This window comes from Pseudorhodoplanes sp., assembly GCF_059499825.1.
The window spans coordinates 244,053-270,475 of sequence record NZ_JCABZI010000013.1 but is presented as its reverse complement, the minus strand read 5'-3'; the positions used below and the strand labels follow the sequence as shown (position 1 = coordinate 270,475).

At 57.1% G+C, this 26,423-nt stretch carries 20 protein-coding genes and 1 tRNA gene; 12 read left to right on the top strand and 9 right to left on the bottom strand.

What is annotated here, in order from left to right:
* Positions 1-196: 196 nt before the first annotated feature.
* Positions 197-1,273: a class I SAM-dependent methyltransferase gene (locus tag AC5I5I_RS19595; RefSeq protein ID WP_495975749.1), complete on the top strand. Its 1,077-nt coding sequence runs from the start codon at positions 197-199 to the stop codon at positions 1,271-1,273.
* Between the two features lie 70 nt (positions 1,274-1,343).
* Positions 1,344-2,120: a sulfite exporter TauE/SafE family protein gene (locus tag AC5I5I_RS19590; RefSeq protein ID WP_495975747.1), complete on the top strand. Its 777-nt coding sequence runs from the start codon at positions 1,344-1,346 to the stop codon at positions 2,118-2,120.
* A 74-nt stretch (positions 2,121-2,194) separates the two neighbouring features.
* Here AC5I5I_RS19590 and AC5I5I_RS19585 read toward each other — a convergent pair whose 3' ends face one another.
* From AC5I5I_RS19585 to AC5I5I_RS19575, 3 genes are read right to left on the bottom strand one after another with little or no spacing between them, the layout of a single operon-like run.
* The gene (locus tag AC5I5I_RS19585) at positions 2,195-3,046 is read right to left on the bottom strand and encodes an ABC transporter substrate-binding protein (protein WP_495975745.1); all 852 of its coding nucleotides are present in this window, start codon (positions 3,044-3,046) and stop codon (positions 2,195-2,197) included.
* An 18-nt stretch (positions 3,047-3,064) separates the two neighbouring features.
* A complete protein-coding gene (locus AC5I5I_RS19580; RefSeq protein ID WP_495975743.1) occupies positions 3,065-3,787 on the bottom strand; it encodes an ABC transporter ATP-binding protein in 723 nt (240 codons plus the stop codon).
* Positions 3,788-3,792: 5 nt separating this feature from the next.
* Positions 3,793-4,485: an ABC transporter permease gene (locus tag AC5I5I_RS19575; RefSeq protein WP_495975741.1), complete on the bottom strand. Its 693-nt coding sequence runs from the start codon at positions 4,483-4,485 to the stop codon at positions 3,793-3,795.
* Positions 4,486-4,556: 71 nt separating this feature from the next.
* On the opposite strand from AC5I5I_RS19575, the gene AC5I5I_RS19570 reads away from it, so the two are divergent.
* The 6 genes from AC5I5I_RS19570 to AC5I5I_RS19545 all read left to right on the top strand — a co-directional run bounded on the left by AC5I5I_RS19570 (position 4,557) and on the right by AC5I5I_RS19545 (position 12,763).
* A complete protein-coding gene (locus AC5I5I_RS19570; protein WP_495975739.1) occupies positions 4,557-5,444 on the top strand; it encodes a substrate-binding domain-containing protein in 888 nt (295 codons plus the stop codon).
* A 79-nt stretch (positions 5,445-5,523) separates the two neighbouring features.
* Positions 5,524-5,613, top strand: a tRNA-Ser gene (locus tag AC5I5I_RS19565).
* Between the two features lie 312 nt (positions 5,614-5,925).
* Positions 5,926-8,688: a type I restriction endonuclease subunit R gene (locus tag AC5I5I_RS19560; RefSeq protein WP_495975737.1), complete on the top strand. Its 2,763-nt coding sequence runs from the start codon at positions 5,926-5,928 to the stop codon at positions 8,686-8,688.
* Complete coding sequence (locus AC5I5I_RS19555; RefSeq protein WP_495975735.1) at positions 8,685-10,199, top strand: restriction endonuclease subunit S; 1,515 nt, start codon at positions 8,685-8,687, stop codon at positions 10,197-10,199. Before AC5I5I_RS19560 ends, AC5I5I_RS19555 begins: the two co-directional genes overlap by 4 nt.
* Entirely contained in the window at positions 10,196-11,686 is a 1,491-nt protein-coding gene (locus tag AC5I5I_RS19550; RefSeq protein ID WP_495975733.1) for a type I restriction-modification system subunit M, read from the top strand. Before AC5I5I_RS19555 ends, AC5I5I_RS19550 begins: the two co-directional genes overlap by 4 nt.
* Before the next feature lie 63 nt (positions 11,687-11,749).
* Complete coding sequence (locus tag AC5I5I_RS19545) at positions 11,750-12,763, top strand: restriction endonuclease (RefSeq protein ID WP_495975731.1); 1,014 nt, start codon at positions 11,750-11,752, stop codon at positions 12,761-12,763.
* Between the two features lie 112 nt (positions 12,764-12,875).
* Here the strand turns inward: AC5I5I_RS19545 and AC5I5I_RS19540 are convergent, their stop codons facing one another.
* Entirely contained in the window at positions 12,876-14,060 is a 1,185-nt protein-coding gene (locus AC5I5I_RS19540; protein WP_495975729.1) for a hypothetical protein, read from the bottom strand.
* Between the two features lie 1,639 nt (positions 14,061-15,699).
* Between AC5I5I_RS19540 and AC5I5I_RS19535 the strand changes: the two genes are divergently transcribed.
* The 3 genes from AC5I5I_RS19535 (at position 15,700) to AC5I5I_RS19525 (ending at position 19,044) form a co-directional block, all read left to right on the top strand.
* On the top strand, positions 15,700-17,022 hold the full coding sequence (locus tag AC5I5I_RS19535) for a twin-arginine translocation signal domain-containing protein (RefSeq protein WP_495975727.1): 1,323 nt from the start codon (positions 15,700-15,702) through the stop codon (positions 17,020-17,022).
* Positions 17,019-18,212, top strand: a complete 1,194-nt coding sequence (locus AC5I5I_RS19530; protein WP_495975725.1) for a hypothetical protein — start codon at positions 17,019-17,021, stop codon at positions 18,210-18,212. The genes AC5I5I_RS19535 and AC5I5I_RS19530 overlap by 4 nt, the downstream gene beginning before the upstream one ends.
* A gap of 136 nt (positions 18,213-18,348) precedes the next feature.
* Positions 18,349-19,044, top strand: a complete 696-nt coding sequence (locus AC5I5I_RS19525) for a recombinase family protein (RefSeq protein ID WP_495975723.1) — start codon at positions 18,349-18,351, stop codon at positions 19,042-19,044.
* Between the two features lie 309 nt (positions 19,045-19,353).
* Here the strand turns inward: AC5I5I_RS19525 and AC5I5I_RS19520 are convergent, their stop codons facing one another.
* The 5 genes from AC5I5I_RS19520 to AC5I5I_RS19500 form a co-directional block, all read right to left on the bottom strand.
* Positions 19,354-20,355, bottom strand: coding sequence for a reverse transcriptase domain-containing protein (locus AC5I5I_RS19520; protein ID WP_495975721.1), 1,002 nt, complete (start codon positions 20,353-20,355; stop codon positions 19,354-19,356).
* A gap of 288 nt (positions 20,356-20,643) precedes the next feature.
* Positions 20,644-20,844, bottom strand: coding sequence for a DNA-binding protein (locus AC5I5I_RS19515; protein WP_495975719.1), 201 nt, complete (start codon positions 20,842-20,844; stop codon positions 20,644-20,646).
* A 68-nt stretch (positions 20,845-20,912) separates the two neighbouring features.
* Positions 20,913-21,377: a hypothetical protein gene (locus AC5I5I_RS19510; RefSeq protein WP_495975717.1), complete on the bottom strand. Its 465-nt coding sequence runs from the start codon at positions 21,375-21,377 to the stop codon at positions 20,913-20,915.
* Complete coding sequence (locus tag AC5I5I_RS19505; RefSeq protein ID WP_495975715.1) at positions 21,367-22,551, bottom strand: tyrosine-type recombinase/integrase; 1,185 nt, start codon at positions 22,549-22,551, stop codon at positions 21,367-21,369. The genes AC5I5I_RS19510 and AC5I5I_RS19505 overlap by 11 nt, the downstream gene beginning before the upstream one ends.
* A 452-nt stretch (positions 22,552-23,003) precedes the next feature.
* Complete coding sequence (locus AC5I5I_RS19500) at positions 23,004-24,977, bottom strand: amidohydrolase (RefSeq protein WP_495975713.1); 1,974 nt, start codon at positions 24,975-24,977, stop codon at positions 23,004-23,006.
* 354 nt (positions 24,978-25,331) lie between these two features.
* Between AC5I5I_RS19500 and AC5I5I_RS19495 the strand changes: the two genes are divergently transcribed.
* The gene (locus AC5I5I_RS19495; RefSeq protein WP_495975711.1) at positions 25,332-26,381 is read left to right on the top strand and encodes a linear amide C-N hydrolase; all 1,050 of its coding nucleotides are present in this window, start codon (positions 25,332-25,334) and stop codon (positions 26,379-26,381) included.
* The last annotated feature ends 42 nt before the right edge of the window (positions 26,382-26,423 follow it).

Here is a 26,423-nt window from a genome sequence, read left to right as displayed (position 1 = left end):
GTGTCCAACCATTCGCACCGTAGCGGCGGGCCGTTAACTCGCCTCGAAGTTTCGCGACCGTCAGGCGGCCAAAATGGCCGCGATGGTATGCGGACGATGAATACCGTCCGCAAAAGTCGCGGTTTCGCGGACACCCGCTGGTGGCGGATGGCGTTCGCGCCTCTATATCCTCTGAAGGATGTATATGGACCGAACGATGAGCCCCCTCACCCGCCTTGCCACCCGCGTCGCCTATGGCGCGACCCAGCTCCCCCGCATGGCCTATTATGCCGGGCACGCCTATGCGCTGCAGCGGCTGGCGGCCGAAGCGCGCCGCCGCGAGGGCGAGGAACCGCCATCGCCGCCCCGACCAGGTGACAACCGCGCCCCGCTCATCAGCGACCGCAAACTCTACGGCGACATGGCGGAGCTCCTCGCCCGCGATCTCGCCAATGTCGAAGCCGGCATCTATCCCCTGCCCGCCGACCATGACGGGTCGCTGCCGACCCTGTTCCGCCGCTCGCGGCTGTTTTTCGACGATCTGCCGGATGTGTATCGCCGCCGCAAGGATCGCCGCCACGACGAGGTGCTGACCGAGGACGTTCGCGGCAAGCGGCCGGATTACTACCTGCAGAATTTCCACTTCCAGTCCGGCGGCTGGCTGACCGAGGATTCCGCCGATCGCTACGACACCCAAGTCGAGGTGCTGTTCAAAGGCACCGCAAATGCGATGCGCCGCATGGCGCTGCCCGAGCTGCACGAACATTTCCGCGGCCGCGACCAGCGCACATTGCGCCTCACCGACATTGGCTGCGGCACCGGGCGCTTCCTCGATTTCGTCAAGCAGGCCTGGCCGCGCCTCCCGGTCACCGGCATCGATCTGTCGGACGCATACGTCAAGCATGCGCGACATCACCTGCGGCGCTGGTCGCGCGTGAACACGCTTGTCGCCAAGGCCGAGAGCCTGCCGCTGCGCGACGCCAGCCAGGATGCGGTGACGTCCGTGTTCATGATGCACGAATTGCCGCCGCAGATCCGCCGCGAGATGATCGGCGAAGCCGCGCGCGTCCTCAAACCCGGCGGCCGGTTGGTGATCGTGGATTCGCTGCAGCGTCGCGACATCCCGGATTACGAGGGTCTGCTCGAGCGCTTCCCGCAGAATTATCACGAGCCGTATTTCGAGAGCTATCTCGACGAGGACTTCGCGCATATCGCGCGAGGCGTCGGCCTCACGCATGTGCGCGACGAACCGGCTTTCGTGTCAAAGGTGATGGTGTTCGACAAGATCGCGTAACCTCCGGCAGGAGCGCTGACAAGCCGCGCGCATTGTGTCACTCAGGCCCCTCCTGCCAGCCGGGGCCATGATGGACGCCACACTCAGCGACACGCTGCTCGGAATTATTTTCGTCGCCATTGCGATTGTGTATGCCTCGGTCGGGCAGGCCGGGGCCACCGGTTATATCGCCGTCATGGCGATCGCCGGCCTCAGCCCGGATGTCATCAAGCCGACCGCGCTGGCGCTCAACATCGTGGTCGCCGCCATCGGTACGATCCGGTTCGTGGTAGCCGGGCTTCTCACATGGCGCACCTGCTATCCCTTCGCGATCCTTGGCGTGCCGTTCTCGTTTCTCGGCGGCGCACTCAATCTGCCCGGCATCCTCTATATGCCCGTGGTCGGGTTGCTGCTCCTGCTTGCGGCCTGGCAGATGATCCGGCCCATGCGCGCGGCATCCTCGCCCGAGACCGCGCTTGACGATCCACCGTTCATACCTGCGCTCGCCGCCGGCGGCATCATCGGCCTTATCTCCGGCGTCACCGGCATCGGCGGCGGCATCTTCATCGCGCCGCTGATCATCGCGCTCGCTTGGGCCACCACGCGGCAGGCCGCGGCGATCTCGGCGAACTTCAATCTGTTGAATTCAGCCGCGGCGCTGACCGGCGCCTGGGCGACCTTGCCTGGCCTGCCCCCGCAATTGCCGCTCTGGATGCTCGCCGCCGCGATCGGCGGGCTTATCGGCTCATCGCTTGCGCTCAAGCGCCTGCCGCCGGCGATGCTACGGATGATTTTGTTCGCGCTGCTGACGGTGGCCGGGCTACGGATGCTGTGGACGTGGGTGGAGATGATGTGGGGCGCGAGTTGAATGTGGCGCCTCGAGCAAAATGAAGCGACGCGTGCGTCCCTCTCCCCGTTCTGACAGGGAGAGGGGCGAAGAACTCACACCCCCGATGCCGTCGCGTTCGGGAAGAACAGCTGATTGCCGTTGATCTTGTACTCGGCGATCGCCTTCTGGCCTTCCGGCGACACGATCCAGTCGATGAACGCCTGGCCTTCCGCCTTCTTCACATTCGGGTGCTTCTCCGGATTGACCAGGATGACGCCGTACTGATTGAACAGCTTGTTGTCGCCCTCGACGACGATGTCGAGATCGCCGCGATTCTTGAACGACAGCCAGGTGCCGCGATCGGCGAGCACATAGGCGTTCGCGGCCGACGCGGTGTTGAGCGCGGCGCCCATGCCCTGCCCGATCTCCTTGTACCACGCGCCCGATCCCTTCGAATCTTTGTCGGCGCCGGCGATATCGATGCCGGCAACCTTCCAGAGATTGAGCTCGGCGGAATGCGTGCCGGACTTGTCGCCGCGCGAGATGAACGGCGCGGACTTCGCCTTGATCGCCTTCAGCGCCGCGGCGATGTCCTTGCCGCCCTTGATGCCGGCTGGATCGCTCTTCGGCCCGATCAGCACGAAGTCATTATACATGACCGGAAAGCGCTTCACGCCGAAGCCATCGGCGACGAACTTCTCTTCCTGCGGTCGCGCATGCACGAACACCACATCGGAATCGCCGCGCCGTCCGGTTTCCAGCGCCTGCCCCGTACCCTGCGACACCACCTTCACGTCGATGCCGGTCTTCTTCTTGAACAGCGGCAGGATGTGATTGAACAGCCCTGAATCGGTCGTCGATGTGGTCGACGAGACGACAATGGATTTGTCCTGCGCAAGCACCGGGCCCGCGAGCGCAAGCGACGCAGCCGCACCCAGCGCGACGATGAAACGGCGTGTGATCATGGCAGTCTCCTTTTTTTGTCAGACGAGCAATTCACCGGCGACGAAGCGTCGTGCGGCGTCGGTTTTCGGCGACGTGAAGAAGGTTTGTGCGTCGGCGACTTCGATCACGCGACCTTTATTCATCAACACGATCTCGCCACCGAGGCGGCGCGCCTCGCCGAGATCGTGCGTCGCCATCACGATCTTGATGCCGCGTGCGGCGATGCCGGCGATGATGTCCTCGGTCGCCTTGGTGGCGGCGGGATCGAGCGAGGCGGTCGGCTCGTCGAGAAACAGGATCTCCGGCGCCTTGGCGAGCGCGCGCGCAATCGCAAGCCGCTGCTGTTCGCCGCCCGACATGCGGCGCGCGGGGCGATCGCTCAGTGCGCCGAGGCCGACACGATCGAGCAGTTCCTGCGCCGCCGCATCGCGTTCGGCACGCGGCACACCCGCCGCCGCCAGCGCGTAAGTGAGATTGCCGGCCGCGCTCCTCCGCAACATCACCGGCCGCTGGAACACGATCGCGCGGCCGACCGGCGGCACATTGCTGCGTCCGCCATAGGTGACCCGGCCGCTCGAGGGGGAACTGAGCCCCATCGCGATTCGCATCAGGCTCGATTTGCCGGAGCCGTTCGGCCCGACGAGCATCGTCGGTTCTCCGGCGGCGAAGGTGAGCGATACACGGTCGAGGATCGTCACCTCGCGCGCGAGCAATGACACCTCTTCGAGCATTAACGGCAGATCGGAAGCGGGTGCGCGCATCGCATTCATCCCGCAAAGCGTTCGCCGGCGCGGCGCACGCCCCAGGCCAGAGCATTCACGAACAGCACCAGAACAAGAAGGACAATGCCCAGACCAATGGCCAGAGGCAGGTTGCCCTTGGAGGTTTCGAGTGCGATCGCCGTCGTCATCACGCGGGTGAAGCCGTCGATATTGCCGCCGACGATGATCACCGCGCCGACTTCCGCCGCCGCCCGCCCGAAGCCCGCGAGCAGCGCGGTCACAAGGGAAAATCGCGCGTCGGTAATCAGGGTCGCAATCCGCCGCAGCGGGCCGGCATTCATGGCGTCGAGTTCGTCGCGATACTCAACCCAGAGATCCTCGATGGTCTGCCGCGACAGCGCCGCGATGATCGGCGCCACCAGAATGGTCTGCGCCACAATCATCGCCGCCGGCGTGAACAGAATGCCGAGGCTTCCGAGCGGACCGGACCGCGACAGAAGAAGGTAGACCATCAGGCCGACCACCACCGGCGGAAGGCCCATCAGCGCGTTGAGCAGCACGATGACGCCGTTGCGGCCGGGAAATTTCGTCAGCGCAATCAAGGCGCCGAGCGGTATCCCGATCAGCGCGGCGCAGGCGACCGCGGACAGGGTGACGATCAGCGACAGCTTGACGATTGCGAGCAGAACCGGATCGGCGCGCAGGATCAGGTCAAGGGCTGAGGCATCGGTCGGCACCTGATTTGTGTTGCATTGGACGCCGAATGGGTCAATTTTCGGAGCAAATTCACTTCAATGCAGGCATATTCATGCGCGAGTTTCTCAATACCGACGAAGCCGCGGCGTATCTTCGGCTGAGTGAGCGCAAGCTCTACGAGCTGGTGGCGGCCGGCGCCGTCCCCTGCAGCAAGGTCACTGGGCGATGGCTGTTTCCAAAGGCGGCGCTCGACCGCTGGGTCGTGTCGGGGATGCCCAATGCGTTGAAATCGCTCGAAGAAACCGCACCGCCGATCGTTGGCGGAAGCACCGACCCATTGCTGGAATGGGCGCTGCGGGAGAGCGGCTCGGGGATCGCGAGCCTGCCGGAGGGGTCCGAGGCCGGCCTGCGGCGGCTGTCGCGCCGCGAGGTGATCCTCGCCGCGATCCATCTGCATGCGGGCGAAAATGACGGCTCATCGGCCAATGTTGCGGCGGTGCGCGACGCGCCCGGGCTGCATGATGCGGTGGTGATCGGCTTCGTCCGGCGCGAGCAGGGCCTGCTGGTGGCGCCTGGAAACCCGCATCGGATCGGCGATCTGGCACAGCTTGCCGGCACCGGATTGCGGATGGCGCAACGTCAACCGGGCGCGGGCGCGCAATTGCTGCTGCTGACCCTGTGCGCCAAGGCGCAGATCGACCCCGGCGCGCTCCTTACGGTGAAGCCGGCTTGCGCGACCGGCAGCGACCTCGCGCAGGCGATCCGCGCCGGACATGCCGATTGCGGCATCGCCACCCGCGCGGTGGCGGACGCAGCCGGGCTCGATTTCGTGCCGTTGCTCTGGGAAAATTTCGACCTTGTTCTGCGCCAGCGCGACTATTTTCTGCCCGGACCATCTGCGCTGTTCGGTTTTGTTCGGTCGGACCGTTTCCGCCAGCGCGCCGCGGAGCTTGGTGGCTACGATCTCTCGGTATGCGGCGCGATCCGGCTGGTCGCCTGAGCCAAATCTTTCGAATCTGTCGGAAAATGGTCCCCGGGCGCTTGAAAATGCCGCCCGCCACGGCCACAAGGACGCCCACGGAGAGGTGGCCGAGTGGCTGAAGGCGCACGCTTGGAAAGCGTGTATACGGGAAACCGTATCGAGGGTTCGAATCCCTCTCTCTCCGCCACTTTAATATATAAATTGTTGATTTATAAGTACAATATCAGACAATCTGATTCCTGCCCCAACTTCTGCCCTAATGAGCACTTTTTGCAGGTACCTGCAAATTCGCGATTTTGAAACAACGCCGGCCAGTGGGCTCCAGCGCGCGGCGAATAGCGATCATGTGTCCCTTTGTTTCCCTCACTTATTCCGCGTACATTTCCGGCGCGCCACTCGTAACCGCACTCGCCGACGGATAACCGTCGCTCCTCTTTTGCACCAATTCGTTCGTAGTGCGCTGACCGCGCGCTGACGCTTCTAACTGCGACGCATTCTAATGCCGCCGAAAAATCAAAACCCCGAACAGTTGGCGCGAGACAAGATCGACGCCCTTTTGGCCGAGGCGGGCTGGCACGTTCAGAACATGAAGGACCTCGACTGGTCCGCCGGCCTGGGCATCGCCGTGCGCGAATATCAGACCGACACCGGCCCCGCCGACTATGTGCTGTTCGTGGACAAGCGTGCCGTCGGCGTGATTGAGGCCAAACCTAAAGACTGGGGCCACAAGATAACCGCGGTGGAAGACCAATCGGCTGGCTACGCCGGAGCCAAGCTCAAATGGGTCGCCAACAGGGAGCCGCTGCCCTTCATTTACGAGAGCACAGGCGTAATCACGCGGTTTACCGACCAGCGCGACCCCAAGCCCCGTTCGCGCGAAGTGTTTACATTCCACCGGCCGGAGACGATGGGTGAGTGGCTTTCAAAGCCGAAATCACTGCGGTCGCGATTGCAAGATATCCCTGTGCTCAACACGGCGGGTCTGCGTGATTGCCAGATCACTGCCATCCAGAACCTCGAAAAGTCGTTCAAGGAAGACCGGCCGAGGGCGCTGGTTCAGATGGCGACCGGTTCCGGCAAGACCTTTACCGCCATCACCTCTGTCTATCGCTTGCTCAAGCACGCCGATGCCAAGCGCATCCTGTTCCTGGTCGATACCAAGAACCTCGGCGAGCAGGCCGAGCAGGAGTTCATGTCGTACCTGCCTAATGACGATAATCGCAAGTTCACCGAGCTATATAATGTCCAGCGCCTGAAATCGCCGTTCATCGCTGGCAGCAGCCAGGTTTGCATCAGCACCATTCAGCGGATGTACTCCATCCTGAAAGATGAGCCGCTGGATGAAAGCGCGGAAGAAGACAACCCGGCTGAACGCCTTGTGCGCCCCAGAGACGCGCTGCCCGTGGTCTACAACAAGAAGATTCCGCCGGAATACTTCGACTTCATCGTCATCGATGAGTGTCACCGTTCGATCTACAATACTTGGCGTCAGGTGATTGAATACTTTGATGCTTATCTGATCGGGTTGACCGCGACGCCCGACAACCGCACTTACGGTTTCTTTCACAAGAACGTGGTCAGTGAATACGGCCACGACCGCGCGGTTGCCGATGGCGTGAACGTCGGCAACGAGATTTACGTCATCGAGACCGAGGTGACCAAGCAGGGCGCGAAGATCAAGGCGCAGCAGCAGGTCGAGCGCCGCGAGCGTCTCACCCGCCAAAAGCGCTGGGAACGGCAGGATGACGACGAGGACTACACGGCCAAGCAGCTAGACCGCGAGGTCGTCAATCCTGACCAGTTGCGCACGGTCATCCGCACGTTTCGTGACAAGCTACCGGAGATATTCCCTGGCCGCGAGGAAGTGCCGAAGACGCTTATCTTTGCCAAGACCGACAGTCATGCAGATGACATCATTCAGATTGCCCGCACCGAGTTCGGCCAGGGCAATGATTTTTGCAAGAAAATCACTTACCGATCAGAAGAAGAAGACCCTAAATCGGTGCTGACGCAGTTCAGGAACAACTACAATCCGCGCATTGCGGTGACGGTGGACATGATTGCCACCGGCACCGACATCAGGCCGCTGGAATGCTTGCTGTTCATGCGCGACGTGAAGAGCCGCAACTACTTCGAGCAGATGAAGGGACGGGGAACCCGCACGCTGGACGCGGATAACCTCAAGAAGGTGACGCCGTCGGCCACGAGTGCGAAAACGCATTACGTCATCGTCGATGCGATTGGTGTGACTAAATCGCTCAAGACCGCCAGTCAGCCCCTCATCACCAAGCCGGGCGTTCCCTTAAAGGACCTCGCAACCGGCGTGATGATGGGTGCGCGCGACGAGGACACTGTGAGTTCGCTCGCGGGTCGCTTGGCGCGGCTGGACAAGCAGCTCGATGACAAGGATCAGGACCGCATCCGCGAGGCTGCTGGCGGCCTCTCCCTGTCAGATATCGTGCGCAACTTTGTGGATGCCATCGACACCGACCGCATTGAGGAGGTGGCCACCCAGGAAGCGAAAGGGGCAGAGCCTACCGATGAGATGCGCGCGAGTGCGCGGGACAAGCTGGTCGGCAAGGCGGCCAATGTGTTCACCGGCCCGCTGATCAACCTCATTGACGGTATCCGCCGTGAGAAAGAGCAGACCATCGACCATGATAACCTCGATACGTTGACCGAGGCGGGCTGGAGCGGGGATGCCAAGGAAAACGCCGAGGCGTTGTCTAAGGACTTCGCGGCCTATCTGGAAGAGCACCGCGACCAGATCGAGGCGCTGTCGATATTCTACAGTCAGCCAGCAAGGCGCTCTGAAGTCACTTACGCGATGATTAAAGCGGTTTTGGACGCTTTGAAGACCGATCGTCCTAAACTTGCACCTCTCCGCGTTTGGCGGGCATATGCGCTGTTGGACGAGTACAAGGGAGCCGACCCGGCCAATGAGCTGACCGCGTTGGTCGCGCTCATCCGCCGTGTCTGTGGAATCGACAGTAAGATTGCCCCCTATGCCGACACGGTGCGCCGAAACTTCCAAACTTGGATTCTGAAGCGACACAGCGGGGCGGGCGTGAAATTTACAGGCGAGCAGCTCGAATGGCTGCATATGATTCGTGACCATGTCACGAGCTCGATTCATATCGAGCGTGATGATCTGGATATGGCACCCTTCGATGCCAAGGGTGGTTTGGGGAAGATGTATCAGTTGTTCGGGGAGGGCATGGACGCCGTGATCGAGGAATTAAATGAGGCGCTGGCGGCATGAAGTTGGAGAAAGAACTATCGCCGGGGTGGATTACAACCACTCTTGGTCAGCTTTTCTTAAATCCGAAGGCAAATATCGTTGACGGACCCTTTGGTTCACACTTAAAGGCCTCCGAATATCAACCGCAAGGAACTCCCATATTGCGGATACAAAATATAAAGCGGCTCAAATTCGTCCCAAAAAATATCAAATATATAACGTCCAAGAAAGCCAGGGAGCTTACCCGTCACTCATATCTTCCTGGCGACATAATAATTACCAAGTTAGGGGACCCTCTGGGTGAGGCATGCATTGTGCCCTCCACCGTTAAAGAAGGCGTAATTGTCGCTGATTTAGTACGCCTTCGACTGGACAATGGACACATTGACAATAGGTGGTTGTGTTACGCGATAAATGCCGACGGCATCGCGAATCAATTGAAGATCGCAACCAAGGGGACGACCCGCCCACGTGTCAATCTTACGCACATTCGAGAACTACGGATTGATGTTCCGCCGCTCAACGAACAGCGTCGGATTGTTTCCAAGGTCGACGAGCTTTTCTCTGAACTTGACAAGGGCGTCGAGTTCCTCACCGCCGCCCGCCAGCAACTTAAAGCCTATCGCCAATCCGTCCTAAAAGCCGCCCTCGAGGGGAAGCTGACTACTAACTGGAGAGCCAAAAACAAAGGCAGAATTGAACCTGCGACCAACGTCCTCGCAAAGCTCAAGGCAGACAAAAGCAAACGTGCGAAAGCCAGAAAAGACGTTCCCAATCTCACGCAAGACGAACTTTCTGAACTACCGAGCATCCCGAATGAATGGGGATGGTGCAAATTGAACGATCTTGCGGTCAAGATCACGGATGGAGAGCATTTCCGACCTGTAACACAAGAGCGAGGCGTATATTTCCTATCGGCAAAAGATGTAAGAGAGAGCGGCGTCTCGCTTGAGGCCCCCTTGTTTGTTTCCGAAGAGACGGCGCGCAAGGCCCGCAAGAGATGCGACCCTGAAAAGGGCGACCTACTAATTGTTAGCCGGGGCGCTACGGTTGGGAGAATGTGTGTAGTCGATATTGATGATACGTTCTGCCTTTTGGGAAGCGTCATTTTAATTAAGGTCGCGCCAGGATTGGCAACGTCGTTTCTAATTTCGGCCCTGAAGTCTCCCCGGATTAACCGAACGATCGTGACAACCTCTGGATCTACTGCGCAGCAAGCAATTTATCTGAGAGATGTGCAACACGTTGCGGTGCCCATTTGCTCATTGGAGGAGCAAAACGAGATAGCGCGGTTGTTGGATGAAAAGCTCACAAACGCTGATGAATTAGAAGCGGCAATCGATCGTGAAATGATGCGAGCTGAGAGCCTTCGCCGATCTATTATTAGACGTGCATTCTCCGGTCAGATTGTCGCGCAAGACCCGGCCGATGAATCAGCGTCGATTTTACTGGAACGCATCCGCGCCGAACAGATCGATCGCGGCGAAAGAAGGCGGCGCGCTAACAAGAACAACAAGAAGGAGGCCGCATGAGCACATCCCCCATAGTTTCCAAGGTTTGGAGCTTCTGTAATACGCTGCGCGATGACGGCGTGGGCTATGGCGATTACCTGGAGCAGCTCACCTATCTCATCTTTCTTAAGATGGCCGATGAGTACGCGAAGCCGCCCTACAAGCGCGATGTCGGCATTCCGGAAAAGTACAGTTGGGCTGCCTTAAAGGCGAGGCGCGGCGCGGAGTTGGAAGTCCATTATATTGAGCTGCTGCGCGAGTTGGGTAAGCGCAAGGACGTGCTCGGACAGATTTTCACTAAGGCGCAGAACAAGATTCAGGACCCGGCCAAGCTCTACCGGCTCATCGATATGATCGATGAGGTTCAGTGGGTGAGCATGGAGGCCGATGTAAAGGGTGACATTTACGAAGGGTTGCTGGAGAAGAATGCCGAGGACACCAAGTCTGGTGCGGGGCAGTACTTTACGCCTCGTCCGCTTATTCGCGCGATGGTGGAGTGTGTGCGGCCCGAGCCCGGTAAGACCATTGCCGACCCTGCTTGCGGCACCGGCGGGTTCTTTCTGGCCAGCTATGACTTTCTTATCAACCCGAATAACTTCGAGTTGGATAAGGCGCAGAAGGCCCAGCTCAAGCATAAGACGTTCTACGGCAACGAGATCGTCGCAAATACGCGCCGTCTATGCCTGATGAACATGTTCTTGCACAACATCGGTGAAATCGATGGCGACGTCATGATTTCACCGAATGATGCCCTGGTAGCGCCGAGCGCCCAGTCCTATGACTACGTGTTGGCCAATCCGCCGTTCGGCAAGAAAAGTTCAATGAGCTTTACCAATGAGGAAGGCGAGGAAGAGACCGACGACCTGACCTATAACCGCCAGGACTTCTGGGCGACTACGTCAAACAAACAGCTCAACTTTGTTCAGCATATCCGGACCATGCTGAAGATCACCGGGCGGGCCGCCGTGGTCGTGCCGGACAATGTGTTGTTCGAGGGTGGGGCGGGCGAGACCGTGCGCCAGAACCTGCTCAAGACCACCGAGCTTCACACCATCCTGCGCCTTCCCACCGGCATCTTCTATGCCAATGGCGTGAAGGCGAACGTCATCTTCTTCGATAACCGGGAAGCGAGTAAGGACCCTTGGACCAAGGAGGTCTGGTATTACGACTACCGGACCAATATCCATCACACGCTGAAAAAGAAGCCGTTGCGTTTCGAACACTTGGCTGAGTTCATTGAATGCTTCAATCCGAAGAACCGGCATAAGCGCAAAGCGACCTGGGACGCTGAGAAGAATCCGGAGGGCCGCTGGCGCAAGTTCACCTACGAAGAGCTTGCCGCGCGCGATAAAACCAGCCTTGATGTGTTCTGGCTGAAAGACAAAAGCCTTACCGACCTCGATAACCTGCCGGAGCCGGACGAGCTCGCCGAGGAAATCATCGAGAACCTTGAGGCGGGGCTCAACAGCTTCCGCGAGGTGTTGAGCGCGCTGAAGAAGGCGTCTTAAGCCTTCGCACAGCGGCTTTTGCAGATACCTGCAAACTAGGTAGAAAACTGTATGCGACTATGGATGGTTCGGCTCGGCAGGCACGGCGAACAGGAGGCCCATGCGCTCGCAACCTCCGATCTTACGATCGGGTTCAAGGTGGGGGACCTGCGTGGTGCAAAAGATCGGGATGCTATACTAAAGCTGTTGTTCTTAAATAGTCCCGACGGCTCACGCAAAACGCTATTGAACTTTGCCGCGCAGCTAAACCAGTTCTGCAACGAAATGAAAATTGGCGATCTTGTAGTCGTCCCGCTGAAGACAACGCGGCAGATGGCTATTGGAAAAATTGTCGGCGACCTCACTCTTATCGACGGACGGCCATCTCGAAAAGTCAATTGGTTGAAGACCGATTTGCCTCGCTCAGCATTTAAACAAGACCTACTGTTTAGCTTCGGTGCCGCAATGACCGTTTGCGAGATTAAACGCAACGATGCGCTCCGCCGAGTAGAAGTCGCGGCTAAGAAAGGAATCGATCCCGGATACGAGACAGCTATTACAATTGTCGAGCCCGGGCACGTTGCCGATATCGACGCTGACTCAGCAAATTCGGATTTAGCTGAGATCGCACGCGATCAAATTGAACGTCGCATCGCGAGCACATTTGTCGGACATGACCTTACGCGGCTTGTTGCAGCCATTCTCACCGCTCAAGGCTACCTTGTAAATGTTTCACCACCGGGGCCTGACAAGGGAATTGATATCGTTGCGGGTCGTGGACCCAGTGGATTCGAACCCCCGCGGCTGGTCGTGCAAGTAAAGTCCGGCAATGCGCAAGCAGATCAGCCTACTCTACAATCTTTGATCGGGGCTGTGCAGGACACGCATGCAGATCAAGGCCTTCTCGTGTGTTGGAGCGGGTTCAAAAGCACGGTAGAGTCCCGAAAAAACGAGCTATTCTTCAGAATTCGGCTTTGGGGGCGGGTCGAGATAATCGATAACCTTCTTAATGCGTACGACAAGCTACCAGAAGAAATTCGAGCAGAGCTTCCGCTACAACAAATTTGGACCCTCGTATTGACCGAGCAAGAAGAGTAACGCTCGCCTGGTGCACGTCACAAGGTAACCGCACTGAACAGTCCAGGCACCTACAAAAATGGCGCGACGACCTTGATTGGTAAGCAAGCGACTGCGTTCAGGAGCGCTCGTGTTAAAAGGTCTGAACGCGCGGACTAGTTCTGGGCGCGTCAGTCAAATCCATCGAATCACGTCTAGCGCGGCGATGTAAGTATCCTGTTGCAGTGATCCGGTGCCCGAGCTTCAGTAACCCAGCCTTTTCCATCTCGGTAAACGCGTTGGCTTCCATGGTGAAGGTGACTTCCTTACCACGAACCGATTGATACACGACGGTTGAACGCTTATCGTTGACTTGAATGATGCGGCCGGTGTCGGTGATTGGTCTAGCCTCTACCAACTTTCGCGCCCTAACAATTTTATCTCCTGTCTCATGGGAGACCAGAACAAACGATCGTCGCTCATCGGTGTTTGAGGTTATAGCTAATTCTGTCAGCTTGTTCCGTTCAGTTGGAACTATTGATTTAATTTGCTCAAGTGTTGAAAATTTTGCTTGAGCAACTGCAAGCGAAATCTCACCGTTGGACGCAGAATCTGACAACTCAGCGATGTTTTGCACGAACTCATCGCTGTTGCTTTCGATCTCCGAGGTCAGCCCTTCAATCGCGTTGTCCTCTGGGCGACGATCAAGGACGCTTCTCTTGAATAGAGGATGTTTCAGTGCAAGGACCAAACTACTGAATTTGGGCGGTGAAATTTGAAAATCGATGCTGGCACTCTTCAGGCCAGCTAGATCCGGTGGCACAAGAATTCGGCGGGCCGCTTCGTGCGTTTTGCTTATGAGGGCGGTGAGCATACCGAGCGGCATTTCCGACCGTCCCAGCGAAACTCCTCGGAAAGTCAGCGCTAACAGCGCTCTCGCTTCGTCAAGAGAGTCCCAGATTGGGCCCGCTTTCGCGGATAGTCCAACCCGCCTCACCGGCAATAAGCTTTCCGACCACTCTCCAATCTCTTCTGGCCAATAGCGCGCAACGCGAAAGTCCTGACCGATCTCCACGACAAAAGCTTGCCCGGAAAGCAATGCGCCGCGTAGGGAGAGTTCGTTAGCTTTTAGAGCCTGCAAGTATTCGTCGCTGATGGGACACGCATAGAAGTAGTTTGCATGGTCGTCAGTTTCGGCAAACTTTACAAATAGCGTATTTGAAAGCCCAACCCGTGAAGAGAAGACTATAGGCTCATCGAATGCGAAGAGCACTTCTTCCGGAACGATCGGAGCATCCGTCCAAGGAGCCAAGCCCGGCCCTTTTGGCTTCCAGATCATGTGCTTTCTGGCTCAATAATGCTTGCAAAGCGTTCGCTCGGTAACTGCAAGCCGTGCCTTTTCCAATAAGTGTGATGGCCGGGTTGATCGTCTGAAGGTGTTGGCAGCAGAACCCCGTCGGTCAATCCAAAATCAACACGGACAATATAACACTTTCGGAAAAACGGCACTAGCGCACGCGCATGAAGCGCGTCCTCTTTCTCCAACCAAACAGATAGACCCCAGCTCTTGCAATCGCTTGGGTTACACTGGCGACCCTGCTCCCAAATCGACTTCATGTCTCGCTCAGACGGCGGCATAGTCCTGGCGGCTCGGAGCACCGGACCTTTGAATGCCTTCGCAGCGGAGGGCGGGCAGTGCGTTGGGCATTCAGGATGATACGGGCTGACCATTTACGATTTCACTTATCTGCGTATGCCTCATATCCCATAGTTGCAGTCGTATCAAGATGCCACTTTGGGGACACTACCGTGTTTGTCCTTCGAACCTCGCGTCTTTGTTGGGAGGCTGTAGTGCCCCTTTGCCCAGCTCAGCATGGCATTCGAAGTGAACTTCGTCCCGTTGTCTGAGACGGTCAACCTAGCTTCCCGCGCGCCTCGACCAGCATCCTCGCGGGCCACCAGTTTGCCCGAGATCAAGGTGTCGCAGATTGGTGTCAGGCGTTAACGCGTGACGTCGTCCACCATGTTGAGGATGAGAACGCGACGGCTCCCGGCGAACTGGTCATGCACGAGTCGAGCGACCAGCGAGCGTTGACCCTGGCTTCGATCAGGATCGCAGTGCGCGTCCCGCTGGCCCTGCCCTTGCGCACTGTGAGTCTTTCATCGCGGCAGATTCGATAGATGCGGTTGATGCCTGACGGTTCACCCTCTTCCCACAGCAAATTGAATAGCCAAACCGGCGACGCTGGTTGGCTTGATCGCGCAGGCGACTGTCCATCTCAGAGGGCAAGAGCGATAGCGGACCTCCCTGCGATCGGCAGTTATGAGCGTGCAGGCGCGACACTCACTTTTAAGCACCTTCCGCACGTGAGCGATAGCACCACTCTTGGCGGCGGGCCTACCTAATCTGTCACAGCCCCTTCAGCGCCGCCTGGTTGAGCATCGATTTCGCCAGCAGATTCTTCAGCTTCCGGCTTTCGTCTTGCAGCGCGCGCAGGCGTTTCGCATCCGACACGTCCATCGCGCCTACTTGGCTTTCAATTTGTACAGTGCAGCCTCCGAGAGCCCGTTCTTGCGACCAGGTCGGGAGTCTTCGCACCAGCCTCACGCTCTCGCAGCACCCGCTATGATCTGCCCCTCGGTGAACTTCTTGCGCCTCATCGTCCGTCCCCATTCCAGCGGCCCGTCATCTGATTGCAGCTAGCTGCAATTAGTCGCTGATCAGACAAAGTGGTTTTGGAACTCACAATTGCTGGATATCCATCAAAAGGTGCACCCCACGCAGATTAGAAGCCGGCCTTTTAAGCCTGAATTCGAACGGCCTTATGCGCGATTGCACACGACCTTCCGTTATTGCCCCTGCTTAACTTCTTGGCTAAAGTGTTCGAGTGAGTAGTTTTGACTGCGGACATCTGCATGACTGCCCTTTAAAAAGCCGCGAAATCAGTAACGGGCCTATAATCCAGAACTGAACAGTCATGATCATCAAACGCGAATTCAATCGGCGTTCATTTTTAAAGCAGCTTTTGACGACAAGCGCATCGTTAGGCCTAGCGTCGCCAGCTGTGCTTCTCGCTCAGCCGGCGAGAGCGGTTGACCCCATGACGACGGCCGCTGTGGCCATGGCGGTTTATGGCGCTATCCGTTCGATGAATGCTAAGGGGGGTGGCATCGGGCTGCAGTTTGCTGCTCTCAATTTGAAAATCGATCAGATTTTATTGAATCAGATCTACACGCTGCAAGCTATTGCAGAGGTTCAGAAATCAATTGAAATCCTTGAACGTCAAGTAAGCGGGCTGTTCGTACAAAATCGATACCTCGATCTAACGATCGATATCCTTGCCTTAGAGTCCGATACAAAACGTTTCTTAGAAAGCCTGCTCTTGCTGCCCGAAGGCGCTAAACTGAACCAAACCAAGGCGTTTGAGTACAACAAACTTATAAGTGAGTTGGGGCATCTCATCTCAAAAACAGAAAGGACTGTGACTCTTACTAAGCTTGATCGCATTACCACCGAGCAGAGGGGTATTGCCGCTCTGCTCGCTCTTCTGCCCGCGCTGCCGATACTGATAACTCTACTCGACGCGTTCCGACAGATCGAAAACTTTCATTCCGATTTCGGTTGGGAGAGGTCCGCTTATCTGTCGGCGTCCAGATCGCTCAAACGCACGATGATAGCACTGAAAGAACAGCGCATGACGGAGGTGTTGAGCGTTCATGTTGACGAAGCAACCAACGCTTACAAATTAATGTCCGCAGTCCCGTTTTGGGGGGCCATTTCAAAGCATTTTCCGTCTGAAGACGAAGACGAAGAAAAGCACCGGTCGGTGACGCGATGCTTGAAAACACCCGAGATGTCCGGTGTTTCTCATTTAAATTATCCCTACATGTACCAATATTCCCAGGAACTAACTTATCACTACATCAGCACTCGAATTCCTGGCGCAAAGCCTTCCGAGATTGTGTTTCTGAACGTTAGGCTGGATGATTTGAAGGCGCATGAGGGTTTTTCATGGGGAAAGCAAGGGCAGAATAAACCAAGAGAGACAATCGCGCATTGCGAGGACGGATTGCCGACGTTTCAAGGAAGAGAGGACTGGGTTGAACCTAACGGAATCGTCCTAAAGCAAACTTTCGACCGATTCGCTCAAAGCTTACCTGCGTTCAATCAAGCCCTCATATATCAGGGTCAGACAATCAAGATGCAAGAACTGATGGACGTCCTGGTTCGGGCACTCGAAAAATTTGACTCTGCGGTTATAAGCGACAAAAACCTTCAATCGCCTTCGAGCTTGCCATGAACAAGAGGCTATTTACCTTTGGGGCGTACCTTTTAGGCTCCGTCATTTTGACTCAGACTCCGGTCCGCAGCCAAAGCTTGGATATACATTTATCTGAAGCAATAGCGGGCGTTAAAGATAAAGACTTCAAGACAGCGATCGAGGGCACGAGCAAGGCTGTCGGAAGACTTCGGGAGCTTTACAGGGTTGCCGAAGACTATGCGCAACCAGTCCAAACGCTCGCTGATGAGCTGGAGAAGGGACTTGACGTCTTCACAGGAGCTCCCAGGGAGTTGGAGCAGCTCAATAACCTGATCAGAAACGACACAGCGATCATTGAGGCAAGGACAATTAGCTCTCCCACGTTAAGCGATCCAATGCAGGGAGTGTCGAGAGCTGATTTATACGGTTCAGATTCCGCTAAACATCGCGAAGCACTCGGGAGGTTGCGGTCTCAGACAAGGGAGTTGCGACGGGAGCACGGACAACAGTTAGCTCGCCTGCAACGAGAGCGAACGGAAGCTGTCAGATTGCGTGACGAGTCCAGGGAAACCCTTGATCGCGGACTCCAAATGGAGCGGGTACTCGAAGAAGTTAACAGCAGTGCGGCCAGCCCCCTCTTGAATGCATATGGTGGTCGTATCGGATTCATGCTCTTAGATGTGACGGAACACATTAATCCGTCTCTGACTGAGCGTTGGCAGGCCGCCACCAATTTAGTCAGAAAGTACGACCTTGTTATCGGTGAGGTTGAAGATGCTGGCAAACCAATCAAAGCTTTAGAGGATTGGACAGGATTTTATCAGTGGCAGGAAGCTGTACGCACCCAGGCCCCATTTACGAAAGAAATGGACGAAGCGAATCGGCTTCAAGAAGAAATTCAGTCTACAGGGCGACGGAGTGTGCCGGGAGCGTCAGCTCAGGCCCAATTCATTAACAAACTCGCTGAGCGAATGCATCAAGAGACGGGCATTGCAATCACCAGGGCGAAAGATTTGATCGAGCAGGCGCGTCGGCGTGACGCTGCCGCTGCCAGGCAAGCTGAGATGGATGCGTTGGTTAACCTTGCCGCTACCATTGGGGGAGCCGCAGCTTCGGGACCACGCAGTACCGCCGCACCTTCGCCGCCCGCGCGAAACAACATTTTAATCGAGTCTAGTCCGCCCTATACGCCTTCAGAACCCGCGCCGACCCTCCGTCCGCGTCTTTAGATTCAAAGGACAAGTTCAATCAGGTTCAAAGCGCCGGACCAGCGCATCTAGACGGCAAATAAGATTTGCACGTTACTGCAAATGGTGGCTGATTCCATGCAACCACCGTTGCATACAATGTCATGGAACGCCTGCCTTGCCTCTCAAACGGTACGTCGCCTACTACCGGGTCAGCACCGAGCGCCAAGGACGCTCCGGACTAGGCTTACTGGCGCAGCGGAGCTCCGTAGCTGAATACGCGGCGGCCCAGAGAGCTACCCTCATCAACGAGGTTACGGAGGTCGAAAGCGGCCGCCGTAGCAGCCGCCCGGGCCTCGCAGAAGCGTTAGCAACCTGCCGCGTACACCATGCCACCTTGTTAATTGCGAAGCTCGACCGGCTCGCTCGAAACGTTGCCTTCGTGTCGAACTTGATGGAGGCCGGGGTCGACTTCGAAGCCGTTGATTTTCCTCAGGCCAATCGTCTTACCATCCATATTCTCGCAGCGGTAGCGGAGCATGAAGCAAAGCTGATCTCTGAGCGAACGCGGGCAGCGCTAAGAGCGGCGAAGGATCGCGGCGTGGTGTTGGGTGGCTTCCGAGGTAGGTCTGGCAGCAAGGACGACTGCGAAAAGGCGCGGGCGATGCGTACGAGAGCGGCCACTCAGCGCGCAATCGATCTACTGCCAACCATTGAACGCCTCAGGCGAGGCGGAGGGGTGACCCTAGCCAAGGTAGCGGCTGAATTGAATAAGGCGCAGATACCCACAGCCCGGCGCGGTTGCTGGTCTGCGGCGCAGGTTCGACGCGTATTGGCTCGTGGAAGGCAGGCGGTTAAGGATCAGCCAGTTTGACACTAACCTAAGAGCCGCGACGTATAAGGCCTTAGCATGCGATCGGGCAGTCAATAACGCACGTACGTCAATTGTAAGCAGGAGTCAGAACAAGGGTTTGCGGCTCAGAACGACGAAAAACCATCATCCTTCCGGATCGCGGGCAGGCTCGCAGCTGCTCAGCAAAGAATTCGATAGTTTAGCTCTTGCGACATAAGGGAAAAACCGTCACAGACCACAGATACCCTCCCCATTTGTACAGATACAAAAATTTTCGGCGAAAATCCGCACAGCTGGGGTGTATTACAAATGACATACCAGCGACAGCAGCTAACTGTCATTTCGGCGCAGCAAAAGGCGGCGTAGCCTCGGCGACATCAGCCGCCGTATGGTCTCTCTATAGTCCTCCATGAGGCCCCTGCTGGCTTCGCATAGTACGAACGCGCTCGACCATGAGCAAATTCGAGACCATGAATCGAGGAGCTCGCGATCGTTCCTCGCATTAGCAATCCGTCCAGTAAATTCGGTCCTTTTCTGCTCTAGCTTTGCTGCAGGCACAAAGGCGCGAGGCGCTCGGCCCCTGGAGTTGACGAAATTGTAGCCGAGAAATCGAAATGGCGTGTCTACTCGGCTCACACTTGCTCTTGTTTGAAAACCACCGGCTTCATGCGCCGCGAACGACGCAGTCAAAGACTCCTGCAATACAGCCGCCTCTCCAGATTGACATAAAATGCCAAAGTTGTCTGAGTAGTTGATGACGCGACACATAGCGAGCTGACCAGCAAAATCTCGCAAAATTGCCGCAACGACATACTCAGCGACTAAGGAGGAGGCTGCCGAGCCTTGGGGAATACCCAGCCGGTGGCTTTCTCTGTCTTCCTCGTGCCGCAAAAAGGCATGAGCCTCCGCACACCCATTAAAGGACATATCATCCCACATTAGGATGGTATTACGTATCCGGTTGATAGGTAGCGGTAGATTTCCCCCGAGTAGCCATCGGTGCGATATCCGATCATAGAACGAACATACGTCGATGTGCAGAAACACTGCGTCGTTCGACGCCGCATCTAGCGCCCTCAGGAGATCTTCGCAGGCTGCTGATCGTCCGCGCCTAGCAGCGTACTGCGAGGGGTGGAAGCTTGCGAAGGGAACCAGGGCAAGAGCGGAAAGCTGCCTTTGCGCTCTGCCCAATGGGGTAAATCTGTATATGTGGCGAATCGAGCCATCTTCCTTGCGCTTTGGTGCATATTTGGCATCTCGGATAGGCTCGCAGCGTGCAAGCTGGTTCGCCAACGGGACCACTCTTGCGAGATCGCAATTGCTGAAGCTCATCTCCCAGCCGTACCGGGCAGCGTACACCCGGGCACTAAAGCACCTTAGTAGTTGCCTTTGCTCGCGCCGAGCTAGCCTAAAGCGGCCCGCGGAAATGTAATCCCTTATCCTTTGCTGCCGAAGGCGCACCACTTCATGCGCGTGTTTGGACACCAAATATGCTTCTGGCGAGGTAACGGAATTAGGGTCTATTTGACCCGTTGATAAGCCGCGAAGCAGAGAAGCAATAGGCCGCGTCATATCGAGCGCTCCAGAACTAAACGCCAGTAATGCACCGCTAGCGCCGCGTTAGGATGTGCGGGCCTGGTAGGCTGGGAGGGAGCGCAACCATTCCTCGGCTGCGTCTTCAGTAATTAGAAGAACGCCGCCGGATTTTTTAGCCTTCAGTTTGCCTGCCTTCAGCTCGGCGTAAAATTTTGTTTCCCCGATGCCGTACCTTGCGCAAAACGCTTTGGGACGGAGAGCGCCGCGCGTCGGTTCGTGAGCCATGATCGCCATCCTTCGTGCCAGCTTGGATGGCCTCGTTATCGTTCAAGTGCGTCGCGTTGTCGGTAACTTTATTTCTTTTGATTATTGTTACGCTGCCTCAAACCTAGCAACACCTTGGCGTCTTCCAAGGCTCTATCCTGCCTCATCTGCGCTGCTACTTCGTCCTTGTATCTGCGGTACTGAACTCGCAAACTATCTGCACCCGCCTTCCATTTGATGGCTTTTGCGATTTCTGGAAAAGTTATCTGCGGCTTATCCTGCCGCATGCGGTGCACTTTCAACATATCGGCTTTGTGCTGGACCTTTACGCTCGGCCGACCGACCCTGGTTAATCCAAACAATTTTTCAATATTCTTCCCGCGCAAAACGATCCCAATCGTATCCACCAAAAATTCCGCTAAATCACGCCTGAGAACAACACTTATTCGATCTTGATCTTGGCATTCCTTTAACGTGTCGTGCACTTCGACGCGAAGGCTCTCTAGCCTCGCTTCAATCGAGGCGCGAGTTACGCCATCGCTCTTATTTGGCAAGCGTCCGTCCCTCACAAAAATCCGCCCAATCTTTCATCAGCGACACGCGTTTGTCGAACAGGTGACCGCGGCGATACGCGGCCTCTGCCTTATCTTTGATGCCATGTGCCAGAGCCTTTTCTAATACCTCGTTGGCATAGGGCGTGGTCTCTGCCGCCCAATCCCGAAAGGAGCTTCTGAAGCCGTGCACCGTAACATGGGCGCAATCCATCCGCCTCAGCAGCGCAAGCATCGTGTTCTCCGACTGAGGAATGCCGGGTTTCGCTCCCGGGAAAATCAGTCCATCGGACTCTTCACCAAGCTGCTTCATTGCATCTAAAACCGCAGCGCAGCTTGCACTCAATGGAACGCGGTGCTCTTTACCCATTTTCATACGCTCGGCTGGTATTATCCAAAGGCGTTCTTTTAGGTCTATTTCGCGCCAGCGCGCCCCTGTCACCTCAGATGTTCGGGTCGCTGTCAAAATCAAGAAAGAAAGCGACCGAGCAGCGATGCCATTTTGCATCGCCAGCCGTCTGAAAAATTCAGGCACCTCGCTGTAAGGCATTGCGGGATGATGCCTAACCTTGGATACCGCAGCACGTTTAGCCAAAAGCTTTTGAAGATGTCCGCGCCATCGCGCGGGGTTCTCGCCAGAGCGATATTCACTCACCCGCGCCCAATCTAATATTGCCTCAATCCGACCGCGCAATCGGGCAGCTGTTTCGTTCTTGTCGGCCCAGATGGGCTGGAGGCAACGCATCACCGCTGCGGTATCGATCTCGTTTACAGGCTCAAGGCCAATTTTCGGGTAAGCGTATGTGCTTAGTGTGCTAGCCCACTGCGCCGAGTGTTTTGAGTTCTTCCAACCAGCTTTATGGGCGGCGATATATTGCTCTGCGCATTCTTGAAAGGTGAGGCCTGCCTTCCGTCGTTTCACCGATAGGGGATCGGAGCCAGCCGCTAGCTCGGCTCGATGCGCCAGCGCTTTCTTCCGAGCCAGCGCGAGACTGACCTCTCGCGCGCTGCCCAAACCCAATTCTCTAAGCCGTCCACCTCGGCGATAAAGAAAGACCCACCGCCGACCACCGTTTGGAGAAATTGAAAGGTAAAGCCCCGCTCCGTCAGCATGCCGACCGACCCTGGTTTCCGTCTCTACCTTGCGAGCCGAAAGTCGGTTAACCGCCCGTGCCATAGATCGTGCCCTAATTTCTGCCCCAACTTTTTACGCCGGATCATAGCGAAGTGGAACGAAGCAGTGCAATGCGCTTAAAGGAAAAAATCCATGTTTCTGAGTGACTTCGCGAGGGGCGGCGAAGCGCGACGATCGCCTGCGGTCCCCTATTAGGCGGACTCTCTCTCCGCCACCGGTCCAGACAACTGCCTTCTCTGCCTCGCAACTCTCCCTCCAGAATCGCCGCGATAGCCGCCGGTTGGCCTGCAGGCTCTGTACTCTCGAACGCCACCGGACGAGCCAATCCATTCTCTGTCGCGCGAAGACGTTTCTTCGCAATCACGCTGATGCGATAGCGGCTATCGATATGTTCGTCGTACCGACCCTGAATTCTGACCGCCTATTAGCCTTTCTCGTGCTGGGCCACGGCCAAAAGAACCGTACAATTTCAACAGGTCAGGCGCCGAAGGCCTTCAATGACGTTTGCCAGGCGCTTGATGATAGGCGCCGTTCGCGATCGCCACAGTCATATCGGTCATCGCCGAGCCGATGCACAGACCATCATGACGTGCCGCAGCCAACATCATCCGGGTCAGCGGCGTCTGCATCGAAGGCGGCAAAGCTTCGTATTCTCGCTGAACAGCGGCGGCCCGCCAGTATTTAGCGAAGGCGTCGTTACCTTTGCTGTCCGGTTTCAGCATCAGATTACCCTGCCGCCTATTCTGCTCGGTCAACGCGAAGACCGTCTGCCCCTCCTTGATGGTCTCGACAACCTTCAACTGATCGAGCCGCTCTGGATCGATGGTGGTTGGATCGGCCGACAGGATGATGAGGTCTGCGAGTTTGCCGACTTCAATCGAACCCTTTCGGCCTTCCTCGAAGTGCTGATAGGCCGGCCAAATGGTCATCGACTTGAGTGCGGTGATAACGTCGACTCGCTGATCCGGCCCGAGGATGTCGCCTGAGCGCGAGCGCCGCGTGACCGTCGCGGACAGAACGCGCATGGAATCGGGAAAGGCTACAGGCGCATCGTGATGGCTTGAGAAACGCATGCCGCGCTTTACGGCCCATCCGGTCGGCGAAATATTGTCGGCGCGGGCCGGTCCCACAGTATGATCGCGGTGCCAGTCGCCCCAGTAGAAAGTGTGCATCGGAAACAGCGACGGAAACACTTCGAGGCGCTTGAAGTTATCAATCTGGTCCTCGCGGGCGAATTGCCCGTGTATCAGGACCGCGCGCCGGTCGGCCTCCGTGCCATACGTGTTCCGAGCCCTTTCCACCGAGGCGATCAGCAGGTCCATCGCCGCTTCGCCATTCGCGTGGGTGATCACCTGGACATTGTTCGCAAAGGCCCAGTCGATCGCTTCCACCACCTGTTCCCGGGTTGCGGCAGGGTAGCCAACATAGCCCGGCGGATAGTTGCCGACAGGCTTGTAATATGGGCGATCGCGCCAAGCGGTGAAACCTTGCGGAGAACCGTCGATCGTTAGCTTGGCGCCGCCGACCCTGAACCGGTTCCTGTAGTCTCGGCTCTGGTTGGACTTTATAAACTCGCGATCGACCAAGACGTCGGGGTAGGTCACGACGTCGACCTTGAATTTGCCTTCGGCGGCTGCCTCACGCAGCGCAATTGCGATCGGTGGGAGCGAGCGCCCCTCTTGCGTTGTCGTATACCCAAATCGGGTCCATAGCTCGCTACCCGCCTGGGCTAGAGTCTTGATGCCACCTGTTCCGATCTTGGCCAGAATCTTCGGCAAGACGGCGAACATAGCCGTTTCCTCGAGCACGCCGTTGGGTTCTTTGCCGTCCGCACGTCGCTGTATGACGCCGCCTGCGGGATTGGGCGTATCCTTGGTGTAGCCGAGTATCTCGAGCCCTTTGGAGTTTACGACACCGAGATGACCCGACTGGTGCACTATGAAGACCGGAATATCTTTTGAAATTGCGTCGAGATCGTCTCGCGTCGGGTGACGCAGCTCCTTCAGTTGCGAGTTATCGTAACCGAACCCGATGATAAGGCCTGCGTCCTTTACCGCTTTATCGTTCGCGGCAGTCCAATCTCTTAGCGTCTTCTGCAACGAGGCGATGTCGGTCACGCTGCCATCCGGCGGCGCCAGCAGATTGGCGGACAGCGCCTGGATGCCGCCCATGAAAATGTGACCGTGGGCATCCACGAAGCCGGGGGTCATGGCGCGACCCGCAAGGTCGATGACCTTGGTGCCCTTGCCCTGAAGCTTGATGACTTCAGCCTTGGAGCCGACAGCGATAATCTTCCCATCCCTCTCGGCGACAGCCTCCGCGCGCATTGCGCGGTCGTCCATTGTAAGTATCGGACCACCCGACCAGATGCGATCCGCGATATCCTGAGCAATCGCAGGCGCGGCGATCAAGATGAGTATGAATATCAGGGCAGTCGCAACGGGAGCAGATCGGATCGATTGCTTCATGTGCTTCACTCCCGCTCTCGCACGCATTGATTGCGTCCGATCATCGACATTACATAGGCGACAGCGGGTTTTCGAATCGAAACTCGTCGATCTGCCGATCCACCACTGGTTGTGTGAGCCAGAATGCGCAAGATCGCCTTTGAATTATGGCAGTGCGATCACTGACGCGGGTGTCGCGAATGTCGCGCTTCCGGTTCTGACCCGATCGGATGCATTCCGTCTGTGGAAACGAGGCTACGGGTCCGATCGCCACCTCTGTGTTGAAACCATGCCTCGACGCATGCTGTTGCACGCTTCACAACACGGAACCTATAATTAGCGAAGACGTAGCTGTAACCCATGCGAGTAAGCGTTATGAAAACTCGTGCTGCGATAGTTGCCTTGTTGTCGGCGTCCGTGTTGGCCCCCGACATATCAGAAGCCTGCAGCCGTGCTGTTTACTTCGGCAAGGATGGGCAGACCGTCACCGGCCGAACCATGGACTGGTTCGTCTCGGACATGGATACAAATCTCTGGTTATACCCGCGCGGGCTTGAGCGGTGCAGCAACACCAAGGCGCCTTTTACCTGGAAGAGCAAGTATGGCAGCGTCGTGACAACGATCTATGAGGGCGCGACCGCCGACGGGATGAACGAGCGCGGCCTCGTCGCGAACCTGCTTTACCTCGCCGAATCCAAATATCCGGAGGCGCGTGTGGACGACAAGCGTCCCACCCTCCCGAATTCGGCGTGGGTACAGTATGTGCTCGACAACTATGCCACTACCGCCGAAGCCGTCGAGGGCCTGCGTAAGGAAGAATTCCGTATGGTCCCCATCCAAGCTCCCACGGGCGAGCCCGGTACCGTACACCTGTCCGTCTCCGACGCATCCGGCGACTCGGCCATCTTCGAATACATCGACGGCAAGCTCAGAATTCATCACGGCAGGCAGTACCAGGTGATGACCAATTCTCCGACCTTCGATCGGCAGCAGCCCCTCGTCGACTACTGGAAGGAGATCGGTGGCTCGACCTTCCTGCCGGGGACCAATCGTGCCACGGATCGCTTCGCACGCCTCTCCTACTACGTGAACGAGGCCAAGCAATCCGCCGACCCGCGCGAGGCGGTGGCAACGGTCTTCAGCCTGATGCGCAATGTCAGCGTACCAATCGGCATCAAGATCCCGGGGAAACCGAACATCGCCGACACGCTGTGGCTGACGGTGTCAGACCAGAAGAACAAGGTCTATTACTACCAGAGCACCAACAGTCCGAGCATCGTCTGGGCCAAGCTGAGCGAACTTGATTTCAAGGAAGGGTCAGGCGCCCGCAAATTGCAACTTGACGGCAATCCGGACGTCGCTGGGAACCAGACTGGCAATTTCAAGCCGGCTGAGGTGTTCAAGTTCATGACGCCCAAAGACTGAAAACGCTGAGAGCGTCGTTGGATGGGGTTCTCCCAGAAAACC

Excerpts from the sequence above, each read along its gene's own strand:
- AC5I5I_RS19595 (WP_495975749.1), top strand. The coding sequence starts at position 197 with ATGAGCCCCCTCACCCGCCTTGCCACCCGCGTCGCCTATGGCGCGACC.
- AC5I5I_RS19590 (WP_495975747.1), top strand. The coding sequence starts at position 1,344 with ATGGACGCCACACTCAGCGACACGCTGCTCGGAATTATTTTCGTCGCC.
- AC5I5I_RS19585 (WP_495975745.1), bottom strand. The coding sequence starts at position 3,046 with ATGATCACACGCCGTTTCATCGTCGCGCTGGGTGCGGCTGCGTCGCTT.
- AC5I5I_RS19580 (WP_495975743.1), bottom strand. The coding sequence starts at position 3,787 with ATGCGCGCACCCGCTTCCGATCTGCCGTTAATGCTCGAAGAGGTGTCA.
- AC5I5I_RS19570 (WP_495975739.1), top strand. The coding sequence starts at position 4,557 with ATGCGCGAGTTTCTCAATACCGACGAAGCCGCGGCGTATCTTCGGCTG.
- AC5I5I_RS19560 (WP_495975737.1), top strand. The coding sequence starts at position 5,926 with ATGCCGCCGAAAAATCAAAACCCCGAACAGTTGGCGCGAGACAAGATC.
- AC5I5I_RS19555 (WP_495975735.1), top strand. The coding sequence starts at position 8,685 with ATGAAGTTGGAGAAAGAACTATCGCCGGGGTGGATTACAACCACTCTT.
- AC5I5I_RS19550 (WP_495975733.1), top strand. The coding sequence starts at position 10,196 with ATGAGCACATCCCCCATAGTTTCCAAGGTTTGGAGCTTCTGTAATACG.
- AC5I5I_RS19545 (WP_495975731.1), top strand. The coding sequence starts at position 11,750 with ATGGTTCGGCTCGGCAGGCACGGCGAACAGGAGGCCCATGCGCTCGCA.
- AC5I5I_RS19540 (WP_495975729.1), bottom strand. The coding sequence starts at position 14,060 with ATGATCTGGAAGCCAAAAGGGCCGGGCTTGGCTCCTTGGACGGATGCT.
- AC5I5I_RS19535 (WP_495975727.1), top strand. The coding sequence starts at position 15,700 with ATGATCATCAAACGCGAATTCAATCGGCGTTCATTTTTAAAGCAGCTT.
- AC5I5I_RS19530 (WP_495975725.1), top strand. The coding sequence starts at position 17,019 with ATGAACAAGAGGCTATTTACCTTTGGGGCGTACCTTTTAGGCTCCGTC.
- AC5I5I_RS19520 (WP_495975721.1), bottom strand. The coding sequence starts at position 20,355 with ATGAGCTTCAGCAATTGCGATCTCGCAAGAGTGGTCCCGTTGGCGAAC.
- AC5I5I_RS19515 (WP_495975719.1), bottom strand. The coding sequence starts at position 20,844 with ATGGCTCACGAACCGACGCGCGGCGCTCTCCGTCCCAAAGCGTTTTGC.
- AC5I5I_RS19505 (WP_495975715.1), bottom strand. The coding sequence starts at position 22,551 with ATGGCACGGGCGGTTAACCGACTTTCGGCTCGCAAGGTAGAGACGGAA.
- AC5I5I_RS19500 (WP_495975713.1), bottom strand. The coding sequence starts at position 24,977 with ATGAAGCAATCGATCCGATCTGCTCCCGTTGCGACTGCCCTGATATTC.
- AC5I5I_RS19495 (WP_495975711.1), top strand. The coding sequence starts at position 25,332 with ATGAAAACTCGTGCTGCGATAGTTGCCTTGTTGTCGGCGTCCGTGTTG.